The 26785-nt window shown below is 69.8% G+C and carries 29 protein-coding genes; 11 read left to right on the top strand and 18 right to left on the bottom strand.

What is annotated here, in order from left to right:
• Positions 1–78 precede the first annotated feature (78 nt).
• The 4 genes from JOE48_RS11300 to JOE48_RS11285 all read right to left on the bottom strand — a co-directional run bounded on the left by JOE48_RS11300 (position 79) and on the right by JOE48_RS11285 (position 5328).
• The gene (locus tag JOE48_RS11300) at positions 79–1008 is read right to left on the bottom strand and encodes a glutaminase (protein ID WP_210029853.1); all 930 of its coding nucleotides are present in this window, start codon (positions 1006–1008) and stop codon (positions 79–81) included.
• Between the two features lie 268 nt (positions 1009–1276).
• Positions 1277–3046, bottom strand: a complete 1770-nt coding sequence (locus tag JOE48_RS11295) for an ABC transporter ATP-binding protein (RefSeq protein ID WP_210035697.1) — start codon at positions 3044–3046, stop codon at positions 1277–1279.
• A gap of 204 nt (positions 3047–3250) precedes the next feature.
• Positions 3251–4621 (bottom strand): MFS transporter, encoded by a 1371-nt coding sequence (locus tag JOE48_RS11290; protein WP_210029852.1) that lies wholly within the window; start codon positions 4619–4621, stop codon positions 3251–3253.
• On the bottom strand, positions 4618–5328 hold the full coding sequence (locus tag JOE48_RS11285) for a PRC-barrel domain-containing protein (RefSeq protein WP_210035695.1): 711 nt from the start codon (positions 5326–5328) through the stop codon (positions 4618–4620). The genes JOE48_RS11290 and JOE48_RS11285 overlap by 4 nt, the downstream gene beginning before the upstream one ends.
• A 315-nt stretch (positions 5329–5643) precedes the next feature.
• Between JOE48_RS11285 and JOE48_RS11280 the strand changes: the two genes are divergently transcribed.
• Positions 5644–6051 (top strand): hypothetical protein, encoded by a 408-nt coding sequence (locus JOE48_RS11280; RefSeq protein ID WP_210029850.1) that lies wholly within the window; start codon positions 5644–5646, stop codon positions 6049–6051.
• Positions 6052–6085: 34 nt separating this feature from the next.
• Here JOE48_RS11280 and JOE48_RS11275 read toward each other — a convergent pair whose 3' ends face one another.
• The 3 genes from JOE48_RS11275 to JOE48_RS30805 form a co-directional block, all read right to left on the bottom strand.
• Positions 6086–6520: a PRC-barrel domain-containing protein gene (locus tag JOE48_RS11275; RefSeq protein ID WP_210029848.1), complete on the bottom strand. Its 435-nt coding sequence runs from the start codon at positions 6518–6520 to the stop codon at positions 6086–6088.
• A gap of 148 nt (positions 6521–6668) precedes the next feature.
• The gene (locus JOE48_RS11270; RefSeq protein ID WP_210029847.1) at positions 6669–7154 is read right to left on the bottom strand and encodes a DUF2721 domain-containing protein; all 486 of its coding nucleotides are present in this window, start codon (positions 7152–7154) and stop codon (positions 6669–6671) included.
• A 59-nt stretch (positions 7155–7213) separates the two neighbouring features.
• Complete coding sequence (locus tag JOE48_RS30805) at positions 7214–7336, bottom strand: hypothetical protein (protein WP_280921309.1); 123 nt, start codon at positions 7334–7336, stop codon at positions 7214–7216.
• A gap of 243 nt (positions 7337–7579) precedes the next feature.
• On the opposite strand from JOE48_RS30805, the gene JOE48_RS11265 reads away from it, so the two are divergent.
• The gene (locus tag JOE48_RS11265; RefSeq protein ID WP_210029845.1) at positions 7580–7939 is read left to right on the top strand and encodes an SWIB/MDM2 domain-containing protein; all 360 of its coding nucleotides are present in this window, start codon (positions 7580–7582) and stop codon (positions 7937–7939) included.
• Between the two features lie 487 nt (positions 7940–8426).
• On the opposite strand, the gene JOE48_RS11260 is transcribed toward JOE48_RS11265, so the two are convergent.
• The 5 genes from JOE48_RS11260 to JOE48_RS11240 all read right to left on the bottom strand — a co-directional run bounded on the left by JOE48_RS11260 (position 8427) and on the right by JOE48_RS11240 (position 14193).
• On the bottom strand, positions 8427–9224 hold the full coding sequence (locus JOE48_RS11260; protein WP_210029843.1) for an SDR family NAD(P)-dependent oxidoreductase: 798 nt from the start codon (positions 9222–9224) through the stop codon (positions 8427–8429).
• Positions 9225–9307: 83 nt separating this feature from the next.
• Entirely contained in the window at positions 9308–10711 is a 1404-nt protein-coding gene (locus tag JOE48_RS11255) for an MFS transporter (RefSeq protein ID WP_210029841.1), read from the bottom strand.
• 205 nt (positions 10712–10916) lie between these two features.
• Positions 10917–12263, bottom strand: a complete 1347-nt coding sequence (locus JOE48_RS11250; RefSeq protein WP_210029840.1) for a hybrid sensor histidine kinase/response regulator — start codon at positions 12261–12263, stop codon at positions 10917–10919.
• Positions 12260–13480: an FIST signal transduction protein gene (locus JOE48_RS11245; protein ID WP_210029839.1), complete on the bottom strand. Its 1221-nt coding sequence runs from the start codon at positions 13478–13480 to the stop codon at positions 12260–12262. The genes JOE48_RS11250 and JOE48_RS11245 overlap by 4 nt, the downstream gene beginning before the upstream one ends.
• 128 nt (positions 13481–13608) lie before the next feature.
• Positions 13609–14193, bottom strand: coding sequence for a c-type cytochrome, methanol metabolism-related (locus tag JOE48_RS11240; RefSeq protein WP_210029838.1), 585 nt, complete (start codon positions 14191–14193; stop codon positions 13609–13611).
• Between the two features lie 252 nt (positions 14194–14445).
• Here JOE48_RS11240 and JOE48_RS11235 point away from each other — a divergent pair, with 252 nt between their 5' ends.
• The 4 genes from JOE48_RS11235 to JOE48_RS11220 all read left to right on the top strand — a co-directional run bounded on the left by JOE48_RS11235 (position 14446) and on the right by JOE48_RS11220 (position 16878).
• Positions 14446–15132: a transglutaminase-like cysteine peptidase gene (locus tag JOE48_RS11235; RefSeq protein WP_210029837.1), complete on the top strand. Its 687-nt coding sequence runs from the start codon at positions 14446–14448 to the stop codon at positions 15130–15132.
• A gap of 101 nt (positions 15133–15233) precedes the next feature.
• Positions 15234–15557 (top strand): hypothetical protein, encoded by a 324-nt coding sequence (locus JOE48_RS11230; protein ID WP_210029836.1) that lies wholly within the window; start codon positions 15234–15236, stop codon positions 15555–15557.
• Between the two features lie 365 nt (positions 15558–15922).
• Positions 15923–16267: an amidohydrolase family protein gene (locus tag JOE48_RS11225; protein ID WP_245252797.1), complete on the top strand. Its 345-nt coding sequence runs from the start codon at positions 15923–15925 to the stop codon at positions 16265–16267.
• Between the two features lie 182 nt (positions 16268–16449).
• A complete protein-coding gene (locus JOE48_RS11220) occupies positions 16450–16878 on the top strand; it encodes a hypothetical protein (RefSeq protein ID WP_210029834.1) in 429 nt (142 codons plus the stop codon).
• Positions 16879–16945: 67 nt separating this feature from the next.
• Here the strand turns inward: JOE48_RS11220 and JOE48_RS11215 are convergent, their stop codons facing one another.
• From JOE48_RS11215 to JOE48_RS11195, 5 genes are all read right to left on the bottom strand, one after another.
• Entirely contained in the window at positions 16946–17389 is a 444-nt protein-coding gene (locus JOE48_RS11215; protein WP_210029832.1) for a hypothetical protein, read from the bottom strand.
• Between the two features lie 232 nt (positions 17390–17621).
• Positions 17622–18092 (bottom strand): low molecular weight phosphatase family protein, encoded by a 471-nt coding sequence (locus JOE48_RS11210; protein WP_210029830.1) that lies wholly within the window; start codon positions 18090–18092, stop codon positions 17622–17624.
• Between the two features lie 23 nt (positions 18093–18115).
• Complete coding sequence (locus JOE48_RS11205; RefSeq protein ID WP_210029828.1) at positions 18116–18598, bottom strand: UPF0262 family protein; 483 nt, start codon at positions 18596–18598, stop codon at positions 18116–18118.
• A gap of 10 nt (positions 18599–18608) precedes the next feature.
• The gene (gene hisD, locus JOE48_RS11200; protein WP_210029827.1) at positions 18609–19904 is read right to left on the bottom strand and encodes a histidinol dehydrogenase; all 1296 of its coding nucleotides are present in this window, start codon (positions 19902–19904) and stop codon (positions 18609–18611) included.
• A gap of 20 nt (positions 19905–19924) precedes the next feature.
• Positions 19925–20374, bottom strand: a complete 450-nt coding sequence (locus JOE48_RS11195) for a DUF2948 family protein (RefSeq protein ID WP_210029825.1) — start codon at positions 20372–20374, stop codon at positions 19925–19927.
• A gap of 187 nt (positions 20375–20561) precedes the next feature.
• Here JOE48_RS11195 and JOE48_RS11190 point away from each other — a divergent pair, with 187 nt between their 5' ends.
• Positions 20562–20954 (top strand): hypothetical protein, encoded by a 393-nt coding sequence (locus JOE48_RS11190; protein WP_245252796.1) that lies wholly within the window; start codon positions 20562–20564, stop codon positions 20952–20954.
• Between the two features lie 149 nt (positions 20955–21103).
• On the opposite strand, the gene murA is transcribed toward JOE48_RS11190, so the two are convergent.
• Positions 21104–22393, bottom strand: a complete 1290-nt coding sequence (murA, locus tag JOE48_RS11185) for a UDP-N-acetylglucosamine 1-carboxyvinyltransferase (RefSeq protein ID WP_210035691.1) — start codon at positions 22391–22393, stop codon at positions 21104–21106.
• 608 nt (positions 22394–23001) lie between these two features.
• On the opposite strand from murA, the gene hemA reads away from it, so the two are divergent.
• From hemA to rpmH, 4 genes are all read left to right on the top strand, one after another.
• Positions 23002–24270, top strand: coding sequence for a 5-aminolevulinate synthase (hemA, locus tag JOE48_RS11180; protein ID WP_245253237.1), 1269 nt, complete (start codon positions 23002–23004; stop codon positions 24268–24270).
• A gap of 308 nt (positions 24271–24578) precedes the next feature.
• A complete protein-coding gene (locus JOE48_RS11175; protein WP_210029823.1) occupies positions 24579–25376 on the top strand; it encodes an inositol monophosphatase family protein in 798 nt (265 codons plus the stop codon).
• A 314-nt stretch (positions 25377–25690) separates the two neighbouring features.
• Complete coding sequence (locus JOE48_RS11170) at positions 25691–26236, top strand: adenine phosphoribosyltransferase (protein ID WP_210029822.1); 546 nt, start codon at positions 25691–25693, stop codon at positions 26234–26236.
• Positions 26237–26650: 414 nt separating this feature from the next.
• Positions 26651–26785, top strand: coding sequence for a 50S ribosomal protein L34 (gene rpmH, locus JOE48_RS11165; RefSeq protein ID WP_039893469.1), 135 nt, complete (start codon positions 26651–26653; stop codon positions 26783–26785).

Below are 26785 nucleotides of genomic sequence, written 5' to 3'. Positions count from 1 at the left end.
GATTCTGAATCCTGTTCCGGCGCTGCGGCGCCCGGGCGGCGCAGTGCGCCGGAAGCGGCCGCCGCGCAAGGCATCCGTTCATGCCCCGAAGACCGACCAGCCCATCCGCTGCGTCAGCCGCTCCAGCGCGATGCGGCCGAGATGGGAATTGCCGGCGGCGTCGAGGCCGGGCGACCAGACCGCGATGGAGGCCCGGCCGGGCGCGATCGCCAGGATGCTGCCGCCGACGCCGCTCTTGCCCGGCAGGCCCACGCGATAAGCGAACTCGCCCGACCCGTCGTAATGGCCGCAGGTCAGCATGATCGCGTTGATGCGGCGCGCCCGCTCCGCCGAGACCACCGAGTGGCCGGTCGACGGGTTGACGCCGTTATGCGCCAGGAAGCGGCCGGCCATGGCGAGCTGGCGACAGTTCATCGCGATGGCGCAGTGATGGAAGTAGACGCCGAGCGTGAAGTCCACCGGATTGTCGATGACGCCGAAGGACTTCATGTAGTTGGCGAGCGCGGTGTTGCGGAAGCCGGTGCGCTTCTCCGAGGCCGCCACGGTCTCGTCGATGGCGATGCTCGAATCCTGGGCGAGGAACTGCAGGAAACGCAGGATCTCACCGAGCGCCTCGCGCGGTGCGTGACCGGACAGGATCACGTCGGTGACCGCGATCGCGCCCGCGTTGATGAACGGGTTGCGCGGCACCCCGCGCTCGCGCTCCAGCTGGACGATGGAGTTGAACGGGTTGCCCGAGGGTTCGCGGCCGACGCGCTTCCACAGCCGGTCGCCGACCATGCCGAGCGCCAGTGTGAGGGTGAAGACCTTCGAGACGCTCTGGATCGAGAACGGTGTCTCGCTGTCGCCGCCCGCGAAGACGCGACCCTCGGCGTCGATCACCGCCATGCCGAACTGGTTCGGGTCGATGCCGGCGAGTTCGGGGATGTAGTCGGCGACGGCGCCCCGGTCAGGGCGCAGAGCCATCTCCTCGGAGATGTCCCGGATGACGAGGTCAAGGTCGGGCACGGTCAAGCTCACGCGTCGCGATGCGTCGGAACCGGGCCGGTTGGCGACGTCTCGGGCGATGCAAGGTCCGGTCCGGCCGCCGCGTGATCTAGCAGCATGGACGGATCAGGAGAACCGGAGCTGGCGGTCTCGAAGGCGGCCGGCTTCGGGTCTCTGTCCGTGCGAGCGGAGCGAAGCAAACCAATGGCGCAACCCTTGGCAGGGGCGCGCCGCGCTGGGTCGCTCCGCTGCGCGCGCGATGACGGGAGAGATCTCGAGGGCAACCGCGTCAGGCGGCGGCGAGGGCCGTGCCCATGGATTCCTTCTTCATCAGCTCCCGGAAGAACCCGTCGAGATGGGTCAGCTTGTCGGGCGAACCATCCTGGGCGATGCGGCCGCCCTCCAGCACGACGATCCGGTCGAAATCCTGCAGCGTCGACAGCCGGTGGGCGATGGCGATGACGGTCCGGCCCTTCATGAGATTGGCCAAAGCGTGCCGGATCGCCTGTTCCGACTCTGCGTCCAGCGCCGAGGTCGCCTCGTCCAGGAGCAGGATCGGCGAATTCTTGAGGATGGCTCGGGCGATGGCGATGCGCTGCCGCTGGCCGCCCGAAAGCTTGACGCCGCGGTCGCCGACCATCGTGTCGAACCCTTCCGGCAGGGCCTGGATGAAGTCGGTGCAATGGGCGGCCTCGGCCGCCTGCCAGACCTCCTCGTCGGTGGCATCGGGCCGGCCGTAGCGGATGTTCTCGCGGAGGGAGCGGTGGAACATCGACACGTCCTGCGGGACAACCGTGATCGCCTCGCGCAGCGATTCCTGCGTCACCCGGTCGATGTCCTGGCCGTTGATGCGGATCGACCCGCTCTGCACGTCGTAGAAGCGCTGGATCAACGAGAACAGGGTCGACTTGCCCCCGCCCGACTTGCCGACGAGGCCGACGCGCTGGCCTGGCTCGATCACGAGATCGAAATCCGTGAAGACCGGGCGCCCGTCCGGGTAGCTGAAGGCGACGTGCTCGAAGGCGATCTGCGCGCCCTGGCCGGTCAGGGGCTTCGCCTCCGGATGGTCCACGAGGTCGTGGGGCTGGAGCAGGGTGTGCAGCGCCTCGGACAGGCGGGCGGTGTGCTGCGTCGCGTCGACCAGCGCGACCGCGAGGTCCCGGGTGGCGGCGAGAATGCGGATGCCGAGGGTGCAGACCAGCACGACCTGACCGTTGGTCGCCTGGCCGGCCTCCCACATCTGGATCGCCCAGTAGAGCAGGCCGAACACGGCGAGCACGGTGAGCACCGCGTGCACGATGCGCAGCTTCTCGAGATAGAGCAGCGACGAGCGGCGTGCGCGCATCTCGGTCGCGATCGTGCCCTCGAAGCGCTGGCCCTCGCGCTTGAACGCCGAGAAGGCGCGCACCAGCGACATGTTGCCGACGAGGTCGACCATCTCGCCATCGACGGAGGCCGCCTTGGCGGCGAAGTCGTGGTGCAGCGGCTTGCCGGCCGCGGCCATCTTGAACATCAGCACAACGACGGCGGCGAAAACGCCCGCCAGGATGCCCGCCATGGTGAGGTTGACCGTGGCGATGTAGGCGATCGACCCGAAGGCCGCGACCGTCGGCGGCATCACGTTGAACACGAACATGTTCTCGACCGTGAAGATCGCGTTCGAGGTCGCCGTGATCCGCGACGCCAGGGTTCCCGGCTGGCGGTCGGAGAAGAAGGTAGGCGAATGGCCGGTCAGGTGCCGGAACAGGTCGCGCCGGATGTCGCCGGTGATGCCCACGAAGGTGAAGGCGCCGGTCAGCGCCGCCACGCGCCAGAGCATGTTGTCGGCGGCGATGAAGGCGATCAGAACCGCGAGCGCCCCCCAGATCACGGTGTTGCCTGGGCCGGGCCCCTTCGTCAGCGCGTCGACGACACCCTTCAGGGCATAGTCGGTCGAGACTGAGAAGCCGACGGCGCCGAGCACCGAGATCAGGATGACCAGGTGCGGCAGCCAGCGGCGCCGGAGATACCGCCCGACGAAGGCGAAGGGCCTGTCGGCGTATCGGTGCAGCTCTTCCATCGCGGTGACCATTCCGTATTCGCGCGGCGTGGGCTTGCGGGTTAAGGCGGAGTGCAGCGCGGGCGCAAACTGACCCGCAGCGGCAACGCGAGAGCGTTGCCATTGTTGCACCGTCCCGTATCGTAACGCGCGCTTTTATCGCTCCAACCTGAACGCCGCTTGAGCAGTTCAGACATACACAAGCGAAACCGATGCCGCGGCCGCTCAGGCGGCGGAATCCGTCTGGCGCGTCTCGGGCATGATCAGCGCCACCAGCATGAAGGCCGCAAATCCCATGCAGGCCAGCCCCAGGAAGGCGCTGTGGCTGCCGAGATGGTCGGCCATGATCCCGGCGAGCGAGGTCGAGAGGGCGGCACCGATGCCCATGGCGGTTCCGACAGCGCCAAGGGCGAGGTTGAAACGCCCGGTGCCGCGGGTGAGATCCGACACGATGAGCGGCACCATCACGCCGAGGACCGAGGCCGAGACGCCGTCCAGCACCTGGATGGCGACGAGGCCGTACGGATTGGTCGTGTAGGCGAGCAGCAGGCCGCGGACGGGCAGCGCGCCGAAGCCGAGGAGCAGGACCGGGTAGCGGCCGAATCGCTCGGCCGCCCGGCCGACCGCGGGGGCGCTGACCGCCAGGACCGCCTGCGGGATCATGATGCAGGCGGCGATCAGCGCGGTCGCGGTCTCGCTCGCCCGCAGGGTCAGGACGCTGCCCACGAGCGGCAGCATCGCGGCGTTGGCGAGGAAGAACAGCACCATGCAGGCCGAGAAGCACAGGAGCCCGCGGTTGGTCAGCAGGGACCGGATGCCGTCCTGCCCGGACGGGCGCGGCGCCTGCTGCGGTGCGGCCGGCTCCTTGAATACGCCGGGATCGATATCCTGGGCGCGTATGCGCGACAGGGCGATGATCGCCGGGAGTCCGAGGACGGCCGTCAGGTAAAACACGGCGCCGTTCGACAGGTAATAGCCGATCGCGCCCATGCCGGCCGCGCCGAGGGCGTTACCCAAAGCCGCGAAGCTCGCGTTCCGGCCGAGGCGCTCACCCGCATGCGCACGCCCGACCAGGCCGATGCTGATCGCCGCGATGGCCGGCGTGAGGACGCAACTCGCCCCCGAATGAACCGCCATCGCCAGCAGCACCACCAGGAAGCTCGGCCAGACCGCGAGCGCGAAGGCGCTGCCCGCGATGCCGATCACCGCGACGGCGGCGGCGAAGCGCTTCGACCGCACCACGTCGACGAAGGCGCCACCCGGCACCTGCCCGAGCAGGGCGACGAGGCTGCCGACGGTCAGCGCGAAGCCGATGTCGGACTGCGTCCACTTGGCCTGCGAGAAGTAGACCGCCAGGAACGGCCCGAAGCCGGTCTGCAGATTGGCGACGAAGAAGGCGAAGCCGTCGAGACCGTATCGGCTCGCGGGCGCGATCGCGCGCCCGGCAGGATGCACCTCGGTCATCGGCATCGGCTCGCGCGCGAGGTCGGCCGCCTGATCCTTCAGGCGAACGGGACGGGAGCGGATATCTTGCCGGGACACCTCGCGCTCGCGGGGGGAAGCGGCGGTTCGAACCTTCAATCGGGCCACCGTCACTTATCCGGCGCTTTCTCCGTCGGGCTGGCGGCCGTGGTGGCGCCCGAGGGTGCGGACGGAGGCGCGGCCGCCGGAACGGCCGATGTCCCCGGTGCGACGGCGGCCGGTGCCGGCTGCGCGGCGGGCGCAGCCGCGGTTGCGGTGGCCGCCTGCTCGCCCTCGCTCGCGGGTGCCGCCGGGCTGGCGGGGCCGAGCACCACGATCGGCTCGCCGGCCTTGTATTCCGGCGACACGCGGACCTGGTTGCGGGTCAGCGCGACGGACAGCTTGCGCTCCTTGGCGCCGTCCGGGGCAAAGCGCAGGGCGCGCCAGTCCACCGCGATCTTGCGGGTGCCGACGCCGAGGAAGCCGCCAAAATCGATGATCGCGGCGCGCGGATGCCCGTCCTTGTCGATGATGACGTCGATGACCCGGCCCAGCTCGTCGCCGCCGGCGCTGCGCACGCTGCGGCCGAGCAGGCTCTCGTAATCCTGGGTGTCGAGGACCGTGGCCGGCGTGCCCTGCTGCTGGGCCTGCGGCGCAGGCGGCGGCGGAGGCGGCGGCCCCGGCGGGGTCGGGATGGCCGGTGCCGCGGGGGGCGGGCTCGGAGCCGGAATCGTCGCGGGGGACGAGGGCGGGGCTTGGCCGGATGCGCCTTCGCTGCCGCCGGGCTGGACCTGCGCCGCGGCCCCCGATGCCCAGAGGGCCAGCGTCACGACCGCGATCATCCGGTTGGTTCTGAACACGCTTCGTCCTCTGAGGAAGGGCCGGGTCCAGCCGGCACACCGGCGCAACCGCGACCATAACGGCCGGTTCGAGGTCCGCCGCCGGCCGAACGCCGCCCGCGATGGGCTCCCGTGCGGCAGGACCTGGGCGAAGTTATGGATCACGCCGAACCAGCCGCAAGGATTGGACCGGTGCGGCGCTCGGATTTGGGTCGGAGGCGTGACTGTCTGGTTTTCGCCGCATCCCCAGCGTAGAAACCCGCGAATAAGCTCATGCGAGCCGCGGACAGCACCGCGGCCCCCCGCGAGGACCACACGATGTCGACCCTCCCCTCGTCGCGACGCGCCGCTGCGCGCGGCCTCGCGCTCGGCGCCGCCCTGGCCGGCCTCATGGCAGGCTGCCAGGCGCTCGGTGGTGGCGGCGGCGTGATGCCGGCCACGGAGGTCGGGCTTCCGCCGTCCCTGCGGGGCTCGCTTCCCAACCGCGAGCCTCGGAACGCCGCCGTCGATGGCGACGGCCAGCCGTTGCAGACCGCGCCGACCAAGCAGCTCGCGATCCCGAAGACTGCCGGAGCCTCGACCCGCACCGCCGATAGCGGCGAGCGCCGGATCCGGCGCGAGGATCTCGACGGCGGCAACGCCGCGGTCGGCGGCAGCGGCGGCAGCGGCTCGATGGGTCCAATGCTCTCGCCCGGCGGCAGCGTCGGCCTCGGCGGGAAGTTCTGAGCCCGCTTTGCGGCGGCGCGGGCTGCCCGAGCCCTCAGGCCGTCGACGCGCGCTGTCCGTAATAATCCTCGATCCGGCCGCCATAGGCGGGATCCGCGAAGCCGTCTTCACCGGGCCCGTGGCTCGGCGACCCGGCGAGGACGCCCGGATCGATATCGACCACATAGCCGCCGAGTTCGGTGCTGTAGGTCAGCGCCTTCCAGGGGAGGGGATGATGATCCTCCCCCAGCCCCAGGAAGCCGCCGAAGGCCAGGACCGCGTAGGCGACCTGCCCGGTGATCTTATCCACCATGAAGTTGTGGACGGCGCCGAGATGGCGGCCGGTGCGGTCATAGACGGCCGTGCCCTCGACCTTGTTGGACGCGATCAGCCGGCTGGTCTCGTCGATGGCAATGCCCTCGCCGGCGGGATCGAGTTCCAGGGTGCCCGGCTTCCGTACGGCGCGTTCTTTGGGCAGGTCCGTCGGCATGGTCACTCCCGGTTGGTGGATTGGGCAGGGGCCGCGTTCGATTATTCCTGCGGATCAAGCGGATCGAGAAGGAGGGGTTCCGTGCGCTCCGCTCAGTGGACGGTTGCGTCGCGGTCGAGCGTGCGTCCCGGCTCGGCCCGAGGCGATCTCAGGGATCGGGCGGTAGGCCTGCGCTCGCCCGCCGCTGGCTGATCCGGTCGCGCACCGAGCGGCTCGCCAGAAGCATCTCAAAGCCGAAGGCGACGAGGGCGCACAGCGTGCACAGGATCGCCGCGCCGAACAGGCCGAACAGCAGGGTCGCCACCGTATTGTCGCGCAGCGCACCGACGAACAGCGTCAGCACCGAGCCGCAGGTCGCCACGCCGCCGAGGGCGGCCAGGAACACCGCCGCATCGAGCGCCAGCGAGCGTCGGTGCAGGCGGTCGAGGCGCCGGTCCAGGAGGATGCGCTCCGCATTGCCCGCCCCGGCGAGCAGGCCCGAGACGCGGTCGGCCTGATCCGCAACCCGGGCGAGCCGGGCACCGAAGACGTTCAGCAGGGTCGCGATGCCGGACAGGAGGAAGACAGGGCTCAGCGCCACCTGAACGACATGGGCCGTGCTTTCGAGGGCCGTGAGTGTGATCGGATCGTTCATGCCGGCCGGCAGATGCACCGGGCCGGCCCGGGCCGCAATATCGATGCGCCGCGATCGGGTCAGATGAGGCCGCGGCCTGGCTCCATGCCGGGTGCGGCCAGTTCGGCGCGGATGCTGAGCCCGAGACCAGTGATCAGCCCGGTGGCGAGCAGCAGCGCGAGTGTGAGGGCGGGGGCGAACATGGCTGTACTTCAGGGGCAAGATCATTAAGAGCAGGTTTCGTCGGCGTGAATCCGATGAATAATCTTCACGATCGTGCCGATCCGGCTGCTCCGGCGTGGATTCGTGCGCCTGCCTTGTGGATGAGGCGGCCGCGAAGGCGATTTCCCCTTGGAACGGCAGCGGCACCGCTTAGTTGCTGCTATGCTGGCTCGGCCGTGGGGTGATCTTGCCCCGGCCTGCGGCCCGAGAACCGGAGGAAGTTAATGGCCACAAAGACTGAGAAGGCTGCGCCGAAGGCAGCCAAGCCCGCCAAGACTGCAGAGAAGGCCGCTCCGGCCAAGGCTGCGAAGCCCGCTGCGACCAAGTCCGCCGGCACGAAGCCGAACGCCCTGCAGCAGCCGCTGAAGCCCTCGGCCGAGCTCGGCGCCATCGTCGGCACCAGCCCGCTGCCTCGCGGCGAGGTGGTCAGCAAGGTTTGGGAATACATCAAGAAGCACAACCTTCAGAACCCCGAGAACAAGCGCGAGATCGTCGCCGACGACAAGCTCAAGAAGGTCTTCGGCAAGGACAAGTGCTCGATGTTCGAGATGAACAAGCATCTCGCGGCGCACCTGAAGGCCTGATCTCACCCTAGAGCCAAGTCCGGCCCTTCACCGGGCCGACGGCTCTAGGAGTCTCGACGCTTCGTTTGCCCGTGAGGGCGAGCGCCCGGCCTTGCCGCGCCATCCTGAACGCCGTCCCCGGTGCGAGACCGGGGACCGTTCCGGAACGCGACTGTGACGGCGTGCCGGGACCAGCACGGGTGCCCTCGCCATTGGCACGCAATGTCCTGTGAATGGCGAGCCGCCAGCATTCCGGGGCCGCGCAGCGGAGCCCGGAGTCCAGAACCGCGGCCGCTGCAAGATCCTGGCGCGTCAGCGGCTCTCGACTCCGGGCTCGCCCGCCGCGCCCCGGACGGACGGGTTGGAACGGCTGTGACGCATCCATGCGGAGGAGCGGATCGCAAGACTGGCCGATGACGGTCGCCCGGTGCGTGACTCTTCGCCCGCACGGGAGCGGCGGCCCGACACGCCTGTCCGGCGATCCGGCGCGGCGTGATCGGAAACAGCTCTAGGCGAGGCCCTGGAGGACACCGCCATCCACCCGCAGGGCGGCGCCGGTCGTGGCGCTCGCCGCCGGGCTGCAGAGATAGGCGACGAGGTTGGCCACCTCCTCCACCCGCGCGAGGCGCCGGATCAGCGAGGAGGGGCGATGCTCGGCGACGAACTTGCGGCCCATGGCCTCAAGGTCGGCATCGGCTTGGCCGCCGGCCATCTGTGTCATGAATTCCGCCACACCCTCCGAGAGCGTCGGACCGGGCAGGACGCTGTTCACGGTGACACCGCGGCCCGCGACCGTCTGGGCGAGACCGCGCGAGATCGCCAGCTGCGCCGTCTTGGTCATCCCGTAATGGACCATCTCGGTCGGCGTGTTGATGCCGGATTCGCTGGAGATGAAGATCACCCGGCCCCAGCCGCGCTCCGCCATGCCCGGCGTGTACGCCCGTGACAGGCGCACGCCGCTCATCACGTTGACGTCGAAGAAGCGCTGCCAGTCCGCGTCGGGTATCTCGAAAAACGGCTTCGGCTCGAAGATCCCGGTATTGTTGACGAGAATGTCGACGGCGGGCAGATCCTGCACCAGCTTCGACACACCCGCCTCGGTCGACACGTCGCCCACCGCCGCGAAGGCGCGGCCGGATTTCGCCTCGTCGCGCAGCTTGGCGAGCGCCGCCTCGACCCGCTCGGACGTGCGGCCGTTGATGCCGACCTCGGCGCCGAGGTCGCACAATTCCTTGGCGATGGCGTACCCGATGCCGGCGGTCGAGCCGGTGATCAGGGCCTTCCGGCCAGTAAGATCGAGATCCATGGAGCTCTCCGACACGTGAGGTTTGCGCGCGTGAATTCGGGGGTCAACGCATGCCCGCTTGGTCGGTGGCATGCCGGAGCGGTCTAACCGCTCCGGCTCCGCCGCAGAACGCTGGCGCAGCCGCCGACCACCGAGAGCGCCACCGCGCAGGACAGGGACAGGGTCACGGCCCGCTCCGGCCCGAGCCCGTGGGTCAGGCCGAAGATCACCGCCACAAGGGCGGCGCCGAGCGACTGGCCGGTGAGGCGCGCGGTCGATTGCATCCCGCTCGCCCCGCCCGCCCGCTCGCGGGGGGCCGAGGTTACGATCACCTTGTTGTTCGGCGACTGGAACAGGCCGAAGCCGAGGCCGCACAGGGTGAGGCGCCAAACGATGTCGAGGGTGGCGGGCGCGGCGGGCAGGAGCGTCATGCAGACGAGGCCGGCGGCCAGCATCGCCAGCCCGATCCCGCCGAGGATCCCGGGCGGGTAACGGTCGGCGAGCCGCCCGGAGACCGGCGCCATCGCGGCGACCGCGATCGGCCAGGGGGTCAGCAGGAAGCCGGTCTGGGTGCTGGAGAGGTGCAGCACGTCCTGGAAGTAGAAGGGCAGCGCCACGTAGGACACCATCTGGGCGCAGAACGAAGCCACCGAGGTCGCCATCGACAGGGCAAAGGCGGGGATCCGCAGGAGGTCGACCGGCAGGAGCGGTGCGGGCAGCTGGATCTGGCGCCGCACGAACACCGCGCCGATCACGAGGGCGCCCGCCAGCTCCGCGACGGCGATCCGCTGGCCCTCTGGATCGCCCAGGCCATCGATGCCGATGATCAGCAGGCCGAAGGTCAGCGCGTTGAGAATCGCGCTCACGAGATCGAAGGGCCGGCCGCTCGCCGGCGTCACCGGCAGGGTGCGCGAGGCCACCGCCAGCGCCAGCAGGCCGACCGGGATGTTGACTAGGAACAGCCAGGGCCAGGTCGCCACCGACAGGATCGCGGCCGCCACGGTCGGGCCGGCGGCCGAGGCCACGGCCACCACCAGCGCGACGTTGGCGACCCCCTGGCCGATCATCCGGTGCGGGTAGATGAAGCGCACGAAGCCGATATTGACGCTCATGATCGCCGCGGCGCCGAGACCCTGGACGATCCGGGCCGCGATCAGCAGCGGCAGGCTCGGCGCGACCGCGCAGGCGAGGGAGGCGGCGACGAAGATCGCGAGGCCCGGCAGGTAGACCTTCCGGAAGCCGAAGATGTCGCCGAGTGCGGCCAGCGGCAGCAGGCTCGCGGTGACGGCGATCTGGTAGGCGTTGACGACGAAGATCGCGTCGGCCGGCTTGACCGCGAGGTCCTTGGCCATGACCGGCAGGGCGACATTGACGATGGCGCCGTCGAGCACCGCCATGGTCATGGCGAGCCCGACCGCCGCCATGGCGAGGAGGCGCTCCCGCGGCGGCAGGCCGTCGGTGCTGCTGCCCTGCGCGGCGGCGCCTGAACCGGGCGGGACCTGCGCCATGATCGCGCGCGCTCCTGCGGCGTCCCGGACGGCCGTGACGTCGATCGCTGGGGAAATCCGGGCGCGGACGCGCCGCGGATGCCGGTTCCCTGTCGCGCAAGTCCGGCAGCCCGTCGAGGGGCGCGGTGTGTTGTATGTCACGGCGCGGCCGGGTTTGTTCCCCTCCGGCACGATTGGCGCGCAGGCGGCGGCCGCGGGCTGCCGCTCAGGCCAGCATGTAGGTGAGCAGCGCGCGGAGCTGCGCCGGCTTGATCGGCTTGCGCACGAGCTCGGCCCCCGTCGCCGCGACCCGCGCCTCGACGTCCTCGGTATGATCCGCGGTGGTCACGATGACCGGGAGCGGATCGGCGCGCCCGTCCTGGAGATAGGCGGCCACGTCGAGCCCGCAGGCGCCGTCGTCGAGGTGGTAATCGAGCACGAGGATGTCCGGTGGTGCTGCCCCCGCCGCGACGGCCGCGCGTACCCCGGCGAGATCGCGGAAGGTCGAGACCCGCGCGTCCCAGTTCTGGAGCAGGCGCGCCAGCGCGTCGGCCGTGGAGGCGTCGTTCTCGACAACCAGGACATGCGCCCCCGAGAGCCGCGTCGCCACCGGGGCGGGCGGCGTGGCGGCGGCCGGGACGGTGCTCAGGAGCAGGGACAGCGCGACGCGGGTGCCGTGGCCCGGCCGGGAGGCGAGGCTGAGAGGATGGTCCAGCGCCTGGGCCATGCGCCGGACGATCGACAGGCCGAGGCCCAGCCCCGGTTCGTCCCCGGTCGCGGTGCGCGCGCCGCCGCGGAAGAACTCCTCGAAGACGAGATCGCGTTCCTCGGCGCTGATCCCGCAGCCGGTATCGGTCACCTCCACCCGGACGCCGCCGGCGCGCCGCCGGGCGGCCAAGACGATCCCCCCCGCGCTCGTGTACCGGACCGCGTTCGAGACGAGATTCTGGAGGATGCGCTGCAGCAGGAGCCCGTCGCTGGTGACGGTCAGGTCCGGACAGCGCACCGAGAGCCGCAGGCCCTTGCGCTCGGCGAAGGGCTTGAAGCTCTCCGCCAGCTCCGCCAGCAGGTCGGGGAGGAACACCGGCCGCAGCTGCGGCCGGACGATGCCGGCATCGAGCTTGGAGATGTCCAGGAGCGTCTTGATCAGGTCCTCGATCGTCTGGAGCCCGCGCTCCACCTGGCCGGCAATGGCGCGCGCCTCCGGCGGCACGTCGAGGTCGGCCAAGGCCGAGATCGACAGGCGGGCGGCGTTCACGGGCTGCAGCAGGTCGTGGCTCGCCGCCGCCAGGAATCGGGTCTTGGACCGGTTCGCGGTCTCGGCCTCCTCTTTGGCGGCCCCCAGCGCCGCGTTGGAGCGCTCGAGCCGGTGCATCAGCCCGGTGAGCTCCTCGGTCCGGGTCCGGACCCGGCCCTCCAGCATGATGGCGGTCTGGAACAGCGAGTAGGCGCTGCCCCGCTGGTCCATGGTCCGCTCGACATGGGACATCAGCGCGGCGTTGATGCGCTCGAGCTTCTCGATCCGCCGGTGCAGGGACGCGTCGGTCTGGAGCCCGCCGGCATGGACGGTCACGGAGCTGCCGGGGGCAGGGCGTCGCCGGGATCCGCCACGGCCAGGCTCTTGCCGATGGCGATGCCCGTGAAGGTCTGGTTCAGGTGCATCGCCCGGTATTGCTCGCCGAAGGTCTCGAAGCCGACGACGTTGTAGCGGCGGTAGAGGTCGATGACCCCCTGGCGCACCTGCCGGCTCTCGGCGTCGAGGCGGCGCAGCACGCATTCGAAGCCGATGATCAGGTCGACGCCGCCGAGCGCCGCGTCGAGGCGGGACAGTTCCGTTCGGGTCGAGGCGACGATGTCGCGCGGCTCGGCCAGCGTCAGCACGACACCCTCGTCGACCGCGCAGAAGAAGCTCAGCGAGCCGTCCTCGTTCATCCGGCGGATCGAGCGACAGAAATATTCGCCCCCGACCTTCACGGCGAGCGGGTAGGCGGCGAAGCTCATCGGCGACAGGCCCTCGGGATCGAGCCCGATCGCCATTGCGTATTCCCGCGCCGCCGGCTCGGCGTTCAGCTCGTGCACGGTGCGGCGCTCGCCGTCCGACGCGGTGACCACGAATTTGGTCGCGGTCGGCTCGAAATTGTCGCTCTTGAAGATCTCCACCGCGAATTCGGTTTCCACCAGCACCAGGACCGCCGCCTTGCGGTGGATCCGGCCGCCATGGAGCAGGACCGCGTCCCGGAAGCGCAGGTCGTCGCCGGCCGAGCCGCCGACGATCGGGATCCCGTCGAGCGCCCAGGCGATGGCCGAGACCACGGTCTCCTCGGCGTTGGCGAGGCCGTCGATCAGCGACAGCGCGAAGCGTCGACCGGCCGCGGCGGGGTCGGCCTCGCGGCAGCGCTCCGACGGGTCGAGCGTCCGGCGCAGCGCACGGACCGCGGAGGCGGTCCGCTCGACGTCGAGATGGTCGATGGCATCCAGCACCGTCGAGACGATGCGGAAGCGTTCGGCCGGGAACGCGATAGCGACGAGGCCGCGATCGAGACCGCCGGCCGGCGCGATGCCGCCCGACATCGAGCAGCCTGCCACCGGGATTCCGGGGAACCGGGTCTCCAACTCGCGGGCCAGGATCTCGGCGTCGTAATCGGCGGAGAAGAAGACGACGATCTGCGACAGGGCGGAATCGCCGACGGCCCGGGCCACGTCCCCGACCGCGTCAGCGGCCGAGACCGCCTCGGTCCAGGCCGTCCGGATGCCGCATAGATGGCGGCGAACCCCCGATCCCTGCGCCACGTTTCTCCCCCTCGCGACCCCCTCGGCGAGCTTGGAGCCCGCTCTTCAGTGTCTCGCGCGGAGTATGTCGTGCGCAACCGAGGGGCGCAACTTTGCTGCCCGCTACGCGCTCCGGTCCGCCCGGAGGCTCACTTCATGCAGGCATCCTCGGCTTTCGCGAAGGCCGCGGGTTTGGGCTCGTGCTCGGGGGGACGGTTGCGGCCCAGCGCGCCGTCGGAGCGGGCACGCAGATACGTGTAGATGTCGGGCATGTAGCACATGACGTTCCGGTTATCCCCGAAGGCCGGCATGACCAGCTCCTGCGAGGCGTTCACGTCCTTCTTGCCGCCGACGATGATCCCGGCGAAGTGCGCGTAGTCCATGCCCTTGAGGGCATCGACCAGCGACGGCGCGTAGGTCGAGCCCATCCCGTCCGGCCCGTGGCAGACGATGCAATTGGCGTTGTACCGGAGGTAGCCGGACATCGTGTACCAGTCGACTTTCTTGCCGCTGTCGGTGACGTGGTAGGTCGGATCGCCGTTCGTGTCGGTGTACTGGCCGTCCTGGACCTTGGCCGGCTGTGTCGGACCGTCGCTCTTCAGGTCCGCGGCGCTCGTCCCGCCGGACGCTGCGGACGGCGTGGTCGGGGCTGCGAAGGCCGCGACCGGACCGAGAGCACCGGCTGCGAGTCCGGCCAAGACGATCCCGGTAACCCTGCTTGCTGCGCACCGCATGAGATTTCCTCCTGCCGCCCACAGGCTGTTTCTCGGGGGTGCGGCGCGGGGATAACGACCTTCGCCGATCAGGAAGGTCTCGGTGTTCATTCACGTTTTCGCGCAACGGACGAACCCGCGATCACAACGATGTGGCCGTCCTGCATTATCCGCGTTGCGCACAGCATTAACCTTTTGTTAATCGGCGGATTGCCGCCGGCCCCCCGGCGTGAGAGCTTTCGTTAACGAGAGCTTAACGGTTGGGTCACGGCGATGCGGTTCGCGGTTTCCAAGGTGCAGGGACTGGTCTCCGGCTCCGCATCGCGTCGGCTCTCCGGCCCTCGCCGCGCGGCGATCGGCTTCGCACTGGCGGTGCTGGGTCTCACCGGCCTGGCGCTCCCAGCGTCGGCGCAGACGCTGGCGAGCCTTCCGGCGGAGGCGGGTGCCCGTGTGCAGGGCGATGCCCGTCCGATCGCCGCGTGGGTGACGTTCTGCCAGTCTTACGCGGCCGAATGCGCGGTGGACCGGACCGAGCCGGCCCGGATCGGCCTGACGCCAGCGACCTGGGCGACGATCGTGTCGGTGAACCGTCGGGTGAACAAGGCGGTCGAGCCGATGACCGACCAGGACCACCTGCACGTGGCCGACCGCTGGGACCTGGCCGAGGACGGCATCGGCGATTGCGAGGACTTCCAGCTGCTGAAGCGCCACCTGCTGGCCGAGGCGGGTCTGCCGCGTCGGGCGATGCGCATGACCGTGGTGATCGACGAGAAGGGCGAGGGCCACGCGGTGCTGACGCTGGTCACCGACCGGGGCGACCTCGTGCTCGACAACAAGACCAACGCGATCCTGCCCTGGCACCGGACCGGCTACGTGTTCATCAAGCGCGAGAGCCAGGATGCCGTCGCCTGGGTGTCGCTCGGCGGCGTCACCTCGCCCGTCACGACCGCCAATCGCTGAGGCTCCAGCGTCGGGCGGTACCCGCCCGGCGCCGAACCGATGTCTTAACCAGCTGCTAACCGTGTTGGGATCATCCTGTCCCGGCACGGAGTGCCTGATCGATGCCGCCAGCCCGCCACATGTTGCCGGTCCTGTCACTCGCGGCTCTGCTGGTCATCGGCTGTTTCTCGGCGCGGGCGAGCGGCGAGGCCGCCAGGGGGTACGACCTCTGGCGCGACTGCCTCAACCGGAACTTCCAGATCCAGGCCGTGCTCACTCAGCGGGAACTGGCCGCCGACGCTGCCTTTCAGGCCTGCCGGGACACCGAGGACGCGTATCTGTCGGCCCTGGCGGGCTCGCCGCTTCTCGCCGACGACGACGTGGTTCGCGCCCGGCCGCTGCTGGCCGGCCGCTTTCGCGCTTGGCTGATCGGCAGCCGCGGGTAGGCCGCTGGCTTGGAGATATGGCCGAGACCGTGATCATCGCGCGATGACCGCCGGCTGGACGAGCCAAACCCTGCCTTATCTCGCGGCGCTGACAGGCGGCCGCATCGCCGTGCTGGCGCACGGCGTGCGCGACAAGCCGGTCGATCCGGATTTCATCGCGCTGCTGAAGGCGCGCGACACTTGGTACGTGCCGACCCTGGTTCTCGACGAGGCGACCGTCGCGTATGCCGAGAGGGAACCCTGGACCCAGACACCGTTCGTCCGCGCGGCGCTGTCGCCCGAGCTCAAGGCCCGGTTCGACGATCCGGCCTGGCAGCGTGAGACGCGCGCGAGCGCCAAAGCGCAGGCGGCGCGACTCGCTGGCGATGAACCTCGCGAACCTGAAGATCCTCTCCGATGCGGGCGTGCGGATCGGCTTCGGGGCCGACAGCGGCGCGACGCCCGAGCGCGTTCCGGGCGTCGCCGAGCATCGGGAACTCGCCCTGATGGTTCAGGCCGGGCTCACGCCGGTTCGGGCGCTCACCATCGCGACGGCCCAGGCCGCGGAGCTTCTCGGCCTCACCGATCGCGGTCGCCTCGAAGCCGGCCGGCGCGCCGATCTGCTGATCCTCGCAGCCGATCCGGCGGACAACATCGCGAACACCGCCCGGATTGCCGAGGTCTGGCGGACGGGCCGCCCACAGGCTGTGACAATCGCGACGGCGCCGTGACGGACCGGCGGGGCGTGGATCCACGGCGCCGCCGGCGGTTCCGGATGCCGGAGCGGGGAGGTCCGGCGACCGCGTGCCGTCATGCGGTCTTCCCGAGCCCGGGCAGGCTGACGCGGCCGTGACCGAACTGGCTGCTCCGGCTCGATGATCCGGCGCCCCACACCACCAGACGACGAGCCCCCATGACGGCTGTGTTGCAAGACCGGACTCTGCCTGTTCTCGCGCTCGCCATCGGCGATCCCGCCGGCGTCGGGCCGGAACTCGCGGCCCGGGCCGCGGGTGACCCGCAGATCCGGGCGGCCGCGCGGCTGCTGATCATCGGCGACGCCCGGGTTCTGAGCCTGATCCGCGAGATCGCCGGTTTGGCGGGTTCGGTCGCCGCCTCGGTGGAGGGGCAGGGGGCCGCAACGCAGGACATCGTCTGCCATGTTGCAGACGCGACGGCAGGTACCCGGGCGGTCACCGTCACGATCACCACCGTGGCGCAGGCTGCCGCACAGACCGGCGCTGCGGCGGCGCACGTGCTCGCGGCCGCCTCGGACCTGTCGCATCACGCCGACGCACTCAAGACCGCGACGGATGCGGTTCTCGTCACCGTCCGGGCGGCTTGAGCGGTTCCGCGTGCATCGCCCCCCTTGGCGATCCGGGCCGCGCCGGGGCGGACGGCGGCGTTCCGGCCTACGCCCCGCAAGCACAACAGCGGCGAACGTTCGAGATCCGCTCTTCGCGTTCGCCGTGGATCAGGTCCGGGTTCCCGTAGATCCGCCAGTGCTTGATCCACTGCTTGACGTAATGCGGGCCGTGCGGCGTCGTCGCGAGCGCGTGGGCGGCCCAGCAATCGGCCAGCTTCTTGGACGTGGTATGGATGGCGAGCGATCCGTAAGCCTGGACGAAGTAGAAATGACTGGCATCGGCGACCTGGGCATCGACGGCGGCGGCCCGGGACGGACAGAAGAAGATGCCGTCCGGCCTCGCGGACGCGACTTCTCCGCCCGTCATCGAGCATTGATTCGTCCGCGCGACGTTAAGTAATCCGCCGGTGGGACGCCATTGCGCTAAACTTGGAAGGGTCACTCCTGCGTAGTTTGTGACAATCGCAACGAACAGGATCGTTTTTCTCATGATTTGTCCCCCAGACTGGGTCGCGGGAAGACTTTACAGCGGGATCGCCCGCGCCGATCATTTCACGAGAGCGATCGAAACCTGAATCTGTGACAAGGAGGGCCGAGCTTTAAGAGGCCGTGCTCTCGACCTGTCTTGGCGTGCGGGGCGTTGCTGGGGTGGCGAGACGGGCCGCGTCACGGCCGCGTGCCCGTCTGCCGGGATGAGGCCGACGCGCCGGTATTCGGCCCCGCTACGTCTTCAACCGGGCCTTGATCCGCCGGGTGAGCCCGTCGCGGACATCGCGATAGGCGTCGAGGCGCTGCTCGCGGGAGGCGTCCTGCACCAGGGTCGGGTCCGGGGTCGGCCAGTATTCGACATCGGCGGCGAGCGTGTGCGTCAAGGCGAGAGCCCGGTGATGCGCCTCCGGAGCGAGGGTGATGATCAGGTCGAAGTTCAGACCCTCCCAATCCTCCAGTTCCTCGATGGTGCGCGGGCGGTGCCGGCTCGCGTCGATCCCGATCTCGTCGAGGGCCGCGATCATGAACGGGTCCGTGGGCTCGCCGGAGCGCACGCCCGCCGATTGCACGTAGGTCGATTTGCCGAAATAGGCGCGTGCGATCGCCTCCGCCGCCACCGAGCGCACGGCGTTGTAGTTGCACATGAACAGGACGGACTGGACCCGCTGCTTCTTCGGTGTGGTCTCGGGCAGGGGCTCAGCCATCGCGCGCAGGGCCGAACGGCACCCTAGCCCTTCCAGTGCAGGGCGAAGATCAGGGTGAACAGGCGGCGTGCCGTATCGTGGTCGAGGTCGACCTTGCCGTCGAGCCGCTGCTTGAGCGTCTCGGACGCCTCGTTGTGCAGGCCCCGCCGACCCATGTCGATCGCCTCGATCTGCGACGGTGAGGCGGTGCGGATCGCGTTGTAGTAGCTCTCGCAGACCATCTCGTAGTCGCGGATCACCCGCCGGAACGGCGTCAGCGACAGGAGGTGCGTCATCACCGGCTCGCCATCGACCGTGCTGATCGCGAAGGACAGCTTGTTCTCGACGAGGCCCAGCGTCAGCACGTAAGGGCCCTCCCGGCCGGGGATCGTGAAGGCATTGTCCTCCAGGATGTCGAACAGCGCGATCGCCCGCTCGTGCTCCTGATCCGGGTTGCCGCGGGCGATCGACGCCTCGTCCAGGCTCACCTTCGCGAGGCGGTTTGGCCCGCGCTGCTTCTCCGCCATCCCCAAAACCTCACAGGTTCAGCCGGATCGCGACCGAGCGGGCATGCCCCTCAAGGCCCTCCGACCGGCCGAGGTTTATCGCTGCCGGGCCGAGCGCCCGCAAGCTCTCCGGCGTGCAGGCGAGGATCGTGGTCCGCTTCATGAAATCGAGGACCCCGAGCCCGGAGGAGAACCGGGCCGAGCGGGCCGTCGGCAGGACGTGGTTGGGGCCGCCGACATAGTCGCCGATCGCCTCCGGCGTGTGCGAGCCGAGGAAGATCGCCCCGGCATTGCGCACCTTGGCGGCGAGCGCCTCGGCATCCTGCGTCTCGATCTCCAGGTGCTCCGGGGCGAGGCGGTCGACCAGCGGCACGGCCTCGTCGAAGGTCCGGACCCGGATGATCGCGCCGTAATCGCGCCAGCTCGCCCGGGCGATCTCCTGGCGGGGCAGGGTAATCAGCGCCCGCTCGACGGCGGTCTCGACGGCCTCGGCGAGTTCGGCGCTGTCGGTGATCAGGATTGCCTGCGCGGCCACGTCGTGCTCGGCCTGGGCCAGCAGGTCGGCGGCGATCCAGTCCGGATTGGCATGGCCGTCGGCCAGGATCAGCACCTCGGACGGACCGGCGATCATGTCGATGCCGACTTGGCCGAAGACACGTCGCTTGGCCGCCGCCACCCAGGCGTTGCCGGGCCCGACGACTTTGGCCACCGGCGCGATGGTCGCGGTGCCGTAGGCCAGCGCCGCCACCGCCTGCGCGCCGCCGACCCGGTAGACCTCGTGGACGCCCGCGAGTTGCGCGGCCGCCAGAACCAGCGGGTTCATCTGGCCGTCGGGCGTCGGCACCACCATGACGAGGCGCGGCACCCCGGCGACGCGGGCCGGGAGCGCGTTCATCAGCACGGAGGACGGGTAGCTCGCCGTTCCCCCCGGCACATAGAGGCCGACCGATTCCAGCGCCGTCCAGCGCCAGCCGGCGGTGACCCCGAGGGCGTCCGTAGCCCGGTGGTCCGTTGGACGCTGACCTCGGTGGAAGCTCTCGATCCGCTCAGCGGCGAGACGCAGGGCGTCCAGGGACTCGACCGGACAGGCCGCGACGGCCGCGGTGATCTCCGCGTCGGTCACCCGGAGGTTCTCCGCAGAGAACGCCGCGCCGAGCCGGTCGAACCGCCGCGTGAATTCGACCAGGGCCGCGTCGCCGCGGGCGACGACATCCCCGATGATGCCGCGCACGGCCTCATCCACGTCCTCGGCGATCTCGCGCTTGACCGTGAGCAGGCGCGCGAAATCGGCGGCGAAATGCGGGTCGGTGCTGTCGAGCCGGACCATCGGAAGCCTTCTGTCTCTCGTCAGGCCGCCGTGCCGGAGGCCGTATCGCGCGTCTCAATGTCGTGCCCGGGGCGGGTCGCCGCCTCCCAGACCGGCCCCAGATCCTTCATCCGGACCTCGATGCATTCGACCTCGAGCCGCACCGCCGCCCCGCCGGAGAAGACGAGATCGACGTGTCCGGAGGGCGCGTCCGTGGGCGTGAAGGTCAGGGCCAGCAGGCTCACCGGCGTCGCGTCGCCGGGCTTGAGGCCACGCGTCTTCACGGTGAGGACGCGCTCGAAATGGACACCGGCGAGACGCCGGCGCGGCGGTGCGTCCGGCGTCCAGTCGAAGCGCCGCGCGACCATCAGGAACCGGTGCTCGCCGGCCAGGTAGGTCAGATCCTCCGGGCGGAGGATCGCGTCCTGGAGGTGCGCGGAGATCACGGTCAGATCCTCGGCGTCGAGGGCGGCGAGCCTGAGCAGCTCCATGAAGGTGTCCTCGGGAAACGTCAGCGCGGATCGGATCAGACGGGACCGGCCCGCGGCAGGGCGTAGGTAGCGGCACGCTCCCGTTCGGGCAACGGCCTGAGCCGATCCGCGATCCGGATCCAGCCCAGGTTCGGCCCAGCGCGGCCGCGTAACATTGCCTCTCCAACGCGCCGAGGCAGGATCGGGGATGGGCAAAAGCATCACGCAGGTGGGGCTGGTCGTGCTGACGCTGGGGATGACGGCCGGCACCCCCGTCGCGGCGCAGGTCGGCCCGGATGCGAGGCCCTACGGGTTCGGCCGCCCCGACCCGGACCGGTTCGACGAGCCTCCGCCGCGATGGGGCCGCCGGCCGCCGCTTCCGGACGACGCGTATGACTGGCCGCGGCGCCCGCCTCCGCCTCCGCCGGATGACGACGGGCCGCGCTATCGCGGGCGTTATCGCGACGAGCGGCCGCTGTGGCGCGACAGCGTCTGTGTGACCGCCCGCGGAACCTGCGTGACGGCGCCGGCGCCGCCCAATGCGCCGTGCGGCTGCGAGATTCCGGGCTTCGGCTACAAGCGCGGGCAGATCGGCGACTGACCGGGCGGCGATGGCCGAAAGACGCCTGCGGAGGACAGGCTTCGCTTGGTCATCACGCGTGCAGTGCCGTGGCGCCCAGGGCCGCGCGACGTCGAAACGCGTAGCGCAGCCCTTATCGCAGAGACGACCGGTGGGCCACGTGCGTGGGCTCAGGCCCGAACGCGCTCGATCTGCGCGCCGCAGCGACCGAGCTTGGCCTCCAGGGCTTCGAAGCCGCGGTCGAGATGGTAGACCCGATTGATCTGGGTCTCGCCTTCGGCAGCGAGGCCCGCGATCACCAGGGAGACCGAGGCGCGCAGATCGGTGGCCATGACGGGCGCGCCCTTCAGCCGCTCCACGCCCTCGACGATGGCGAGGTCGCCCTCGAGCCGGATCTTCGCGCCGAGGCGGGCCAGCTCCTGCACGTGCATGAACCGGTTTTCGAAGATCGTCTCGCGGATATGCGACTGGCCCTTGGCCAGCGTCATCAGCGCCATGAATTGTGCCTGCAGGTCGGTGGGGAAGCCCGGGAACGGATCGGTGGTGATGTCGACCGCCGCGATCCCGGCGCCGTTGCGCCGCACGCGGATCCCGCCCTCGACCTGACTGATCTCGGCCCCCGTGGTCGACAGGACGTCGAGCGCGGAGTGCAGCAGGTCGGCCCGCGTGTCCTTCAGGACGACGTCGCCGCCGGCCATAGCCACGGCCATCGCGTAGGTGCCGGTCTCGATCCGGTCTGGCAGCACCGCGTGGCGGGCGCCGTTCAGGCGGGCCACGCCCTCGATCTCGATCCGGGGCGTACCGGCGCCGCGGATCTTGGCGCCCATCTTGTTCAGGCACTCCGCGAGGTCGACCACCTCCGGCTCGCGCGCGGCGTTCTCGACCACCGTCGTGCCGTAGGCCAGGGCGGCGGCCATGAGCGCCACGTGCGTGCCGCCCACCGTAACCTTCGGGAAGTTGATCTCGGCCCCGCGCAAGCCGTTCTTGGTCCGGGCGACCACGTAACCGGCATCGATCTCGATCTCGGCCCCGAGCCTCTCCAGGGCCATGATCAGCAGATCGACCGGCCGGGTGCCGATGGCGCAGCCGCCGGGCAGCGACACCTTGGCCTCGCCGAAGCGGGCCAGCAGCGGCGCGACGACCCAGAAGCTTGCCCGCATGGTCGAGACCAGCTCGTAGGGCGCGGTGGTGTCGATGACGTTGGAGGCGGTGAGCCGGATGGTCTGGCCGGTCTCGGTGGTCTGGCCGGGTCGCTTGCCGACGACCATGTGGTCCACACCATGGTTGCCGAGGATCCGCGTCAGCGCGGCGATATCGGCGAGCCGCGGCACGTTGATCAGCTCAAGCGTCTCGCCGGTGAGCAGGCTGGCGATCATCAGCGGCAGCGCCGCGTTCTTGGCTCCCGAGATCGGGATGATGCCGTTGAGCGGCACGCCGCCGGTGATGTGGATGCGGTCCATCATGTGTCCTCGGGCGGCGCACCCTTACTGGCGCGCGGCCGGCCGTACTGCTCGCGGGCAACGAAACGCCCAGGCTTAGCCGTGCCCTATAGACCGGATTTGTCGGAATCAGGACCGCTTCCGTCGGGCTCGGGCGCGCAGGACTGGTCCGCCCCCGGAGCCGGACTCGCTTCCGCCCGGCCGCGGCCCTGAGCTTTGCGGCGGCGCAGGTTCTGGCGAAGCGCTGCCTTGAGCCGCTCGCCGCGCTCGGCCTTCGGGTCCGTCATGGCGCGACCCTTGGTCGCCGAAAGGTCTGGGTGGGCACATCCCGGCCGGAGGAGCCATCTGCGCTTGGAAACATGGATTGCTGCAGGGTGCTGGAGCCCGGTTTGGGCCGAGAGATCCTTGGGGACGCTAGCGGGTTCGCGCCGGCCTCTCAACCGATGCAACGCAGCGATGCCCAAAGCTTACCTTGAACCAATTCCAGATCCGCGCGTATCTTGCGCCCCTCACGCGAAGGACTGACCGAGGCCGGACCTCGATCGCGGGACCCGGGCGCACGACGGCGCCACCCGCGCGGCCGAACACGCGAAGGACGCTCGATGACCGTGACCCGGATGCCCAGCACGATGCTCGCCTCAGCGGGATCGACGCGCGCGGGTTCTGGCTACGAGCGCTATTTCCGCGGCGCCCTGGATCAGCTGCACGGCGAGCGCCGTTACCGCGTCTTCGCCGACATCGAGCGGATCTCCGGGCGGTTTCCGACCGCCAAGTGGCGCCAGCCCGAGGGCAAGACCACCGAGATCACCGTGTGGTGCTCCAACGACTATCTCGGCATGGGCCAGCATAAGGACGTGGTGGCGGCCATGACCGACACCGCAGCCCGCTGCGGCGTCGGGGCCGGCGGCACCCGCAACATCGCCGGCAACAACTCGCCCCTGGTCGATCTGGAGCGTGAGCTCGCCGACCTGCACGGCAAGGAGGCGGGCCTCGTCTTCACCTCGGGCTACGTGTCGAACCAGGCCGGCATCTCGACGATCGCCAAGCTGATCCCGGATTGCCTGATCCTCTCCGACGCCTTCAACCACAATTCGATGATCGAGGGCGTGCGCCATTCCGGCTGCGCGAAGAAGATCTTCCGCCACAACGACCTCCAGCATTTGGAGGAGCTGCTTCAAGCGGCCGGCGACCGGCCGAAGCTGATCGTGTTCGAGTCGGTCTACTCGATGGACGGCGACGTCGCGCCGATCGGCAAGATCTGCGACCTCGCCGACCGCTACGGCGCGATGACCTACCTCGACGAGGTCCACGCCGTCGGCCTCTACGGCCCGCGCGGTGGCGGCATCGCCGAGCGCGACGGCGTGATGCACCGGGTCGACGTGATCGAGGGGACGCTGGCCAAGGGTTTCGGCTGCGTCGGCGGCTATATCACGGCCTCGGCGGCGATCTGCGACGCGGTGCGCAGCTTCGCGCCCGGCTTCATCTTCACGACGGCCCTCCCACCTGCCGTGGCGGCGGCGGCCCGAGCGTCGGTGCGCTACCTCAAGCGCTCGAACGTCGAGCGGGAAGCGCATCAGCGCCAGGCGGCGGCCACCAAGGTGGCGCTGAGCGCGGCGGGCCTGCCGGTCCTGGAGACCGAGACCCACATCGTACCGGTGATGGTCGGCGACGCCGAGCTGTGCAAGGCGGCGGCCGATCACCTGCTGGAGCGACACGCGATCTACATCCAGCCGATCAACTACCCGACCGTGCCGCGCGGCACCGAGCGCCTGCGGATCACGCCGTCGCCGTACCACGATGCGGGGCACATCGAGCGCCTGGCTGCGGCGTTGACGGAAACCTGGCAGGCTCTGGACCTGCCGCGGGCCGGTACGGTGTTCGTCGAAGCAGCGGAGTAGGATTTACGGCGCCTCTGCGCGCTTCTCCCTCCCCCTTCGCGATGGTGGGTGGCCCCCGCAAAGGGGGGCGGGAGAGGAGAGCGACGGCGCAGGATCGCGCTGCGCCCTCCATGAAAGCTGCGACGTTTCCTGAACCTGGATTCCTTTCTCCCGACCCCTGCTGACGCAGGAGCCACCCTCACCGCAGAGGGGGGAAGGGGAACTGCGGCACCCTCGGCGCCGGCCCCGCCATCTCCCGCCCCTATCTCGTCTTTTCCGGCGCCGGCCTGTAACGACGACGCCAATCCTCCCCTGCGAAAAGTCCCACCATGATCTCCTCACCCCTCATGACCGTCATGGTCGATGCCGTTCGCAAGGCCGCGCGCGGCCTGCGCCGCGACTACGGCGAGGTCGAGAACCTGCAGGTCTCGCGCAAAGGACCGGGCGACTTCGTCTCGGCTGCCGACCGCAAGGCCGAGGAAGTGCTGCGCGACGCTCTGATGAAGGCGCGTCCGGGCTACAGCCTCGTGCTCGAGGAGAACGGGATCATCGAGGGGACCGACAAGAGTCACACCTGGCACGTCGATCCCCTCGACGGAACATCGAACTTCCTGCACGGCGTGCCGCATTTCGCGGTCTCGGTCGGTCTCGAGCGCGAGGGCCAGATCGTGGCCGGGGTGATCTTCGACCCGATCAAGGATGAGCTGTTCGTCGCCGAGCGCGGCAAGGGCGCCTACCTCAACAACCGGCGCCTGCGCGTCTCCGGCCGCCAGGACATGGCCGATGCGCTGGTCGGCTACGGCACGCCCTATCTCGGCCGCGGCAGCCATCCGCGCCTCTTGCGCGAACTCGGCGCCGTGATGGCGGTGGCCGGCGGCACCCGCCGGATGGGTTCGGCGGCCCTCGACCTGGCCTATGTCGCCTGCGGGCGCCTCGACGCCTACTGGGAGCGCGACCTCCAGACCTACGATTTCGCCGCCGGCGTGATCCTGGTGCGCGAGGCGGGCGGCTTCGTGAGCTCGGCGGACGGCGCGGCCGAGCCGCTGGCGCCACGGTCGGTGGCTTGCGGCAACGAGGGGCTGCACCGGGAACTCGTCGCCATCCTTAAGAAAGTCCAGGCGGCCTGAGCCTTGGGCCACGAACGCGGGTCAACGGATTGCACCGCTTCGGCGTGCTGACTGGTGTCCAACAACCCACCGTCATGCCGGGGCGCCGCAGGCGTGCCCGGAATCCGGAGCCACCGACAGAGCTATGCCGGGCACACGGTCTGGATCTGGATTCCGGGTCCTGCTGCGCAGTCCCGGAATGATTGCGTTGTCGATCCGAGGTGCAGCCAAGTCTCGTAGACCCGACGTCGCCGGTCTGGCCTGAGCTGCCGGAAGCTGGTCAGCACCGCCACCTTCTGCTTTAAGCCCGCGATTCTCCACGGAAGGCCGAACGCATGGAAGCCCGCCGCCACGTCGCGCTGAAGGAATCGGTCCGCTCGATTCCCGACTACCCGAAGCCCGGGATCATCTTCCGCGACATCACCACGCTGCTCAGCGACCCGCGCGCCTTTCGGCGGGCGGTGGACGCGCTGGTGCATCCCTATGCCGGCGGCCAGATCCATCAGGTGGCCGGCATCGAGGCGCGGGGTTTCATCCTGGGCGGGGCCATCGCCCACCAGCTCTCCTGCGGCTTCGTGCCGATCCGCAAGAAGGGCAAGCTGCCCCACACGACCGTGTCGATGGCCTACGCCCTCGAATACGGCACCGACGAGATCGAGATCCACGTCGATGCGGTCAGGCCCGGCGACAAGGTGCTGCTGGTCGACGACCTGATCGCCACCGGCGGGACCGCGACCGCGGCCGTGAACCTGCTGCAGAAGATCGGCGCCGAGATCGTGGCCGCCTGCTTTGTCATAGACCTGCCCGAGATCGGCGGTGCGCAGCGCCTGCGCGACATGGGCGTCGAGGTGCGGGCCCTGATGCAGTTCGAGGGTCATTGAGACCCCGAGCTCCGAACCGGGAGCGATGCCTTGTATCATCTCCGAGTCTGGGCTGAGAGGATACAAGAACGCCGTCATTCCGGCGCGCCGCAGGCGAGCGCGGAAACCCGATCCGACGTTGAAGCCGTGCTGGGGACGCGGCGAGGCTCTGGATTCCGGGCCCTGCTGCGCAGTCCCGGAATGACGGGGTTGGCAGTCCGGGGCTCCGTGCGGTTTCGTTGAGCTGAGTTCGAGGCCCTGATTGAACCCCGCGAAACGTTGACTTCGCAGGGTCCATCCGCCATAAGCCCGCCACTCGCGACGTGGCGCCCCGCATGGGCGCCCTTCGTGTTTGCAGACAACCAAGGACGCGTGAAGGTCGGGTGCGGCGTCAGCCGCCCGCGAGCGCGCCTCGACCTTTGAAGGCTCTTAGCCATGAAGAGAACCTACCAGCCGAGCAAGCTCGTCCGTAAGCGCCGTCACGGCTTCCGTGCGCGCATGGCCACCGCCGGCGGCCGCAAGGTGATCGCGCGTCGCCGCGCCCACGGCCGCAAGAAGCTGTCGGCCTGA

The organism is Methylobacterium sp. PvR107 (assembly GCF_017833295.1).
Taxonomy (GTDB): Bacteria; Pseudomonadota; Alphaproteobacteria; order Rhizobiales; family Beijerinckiaceae; genus Methylobacterium.
This window is presented reverse-complemented; position numbering and strand designations above follow the sequence as displayed.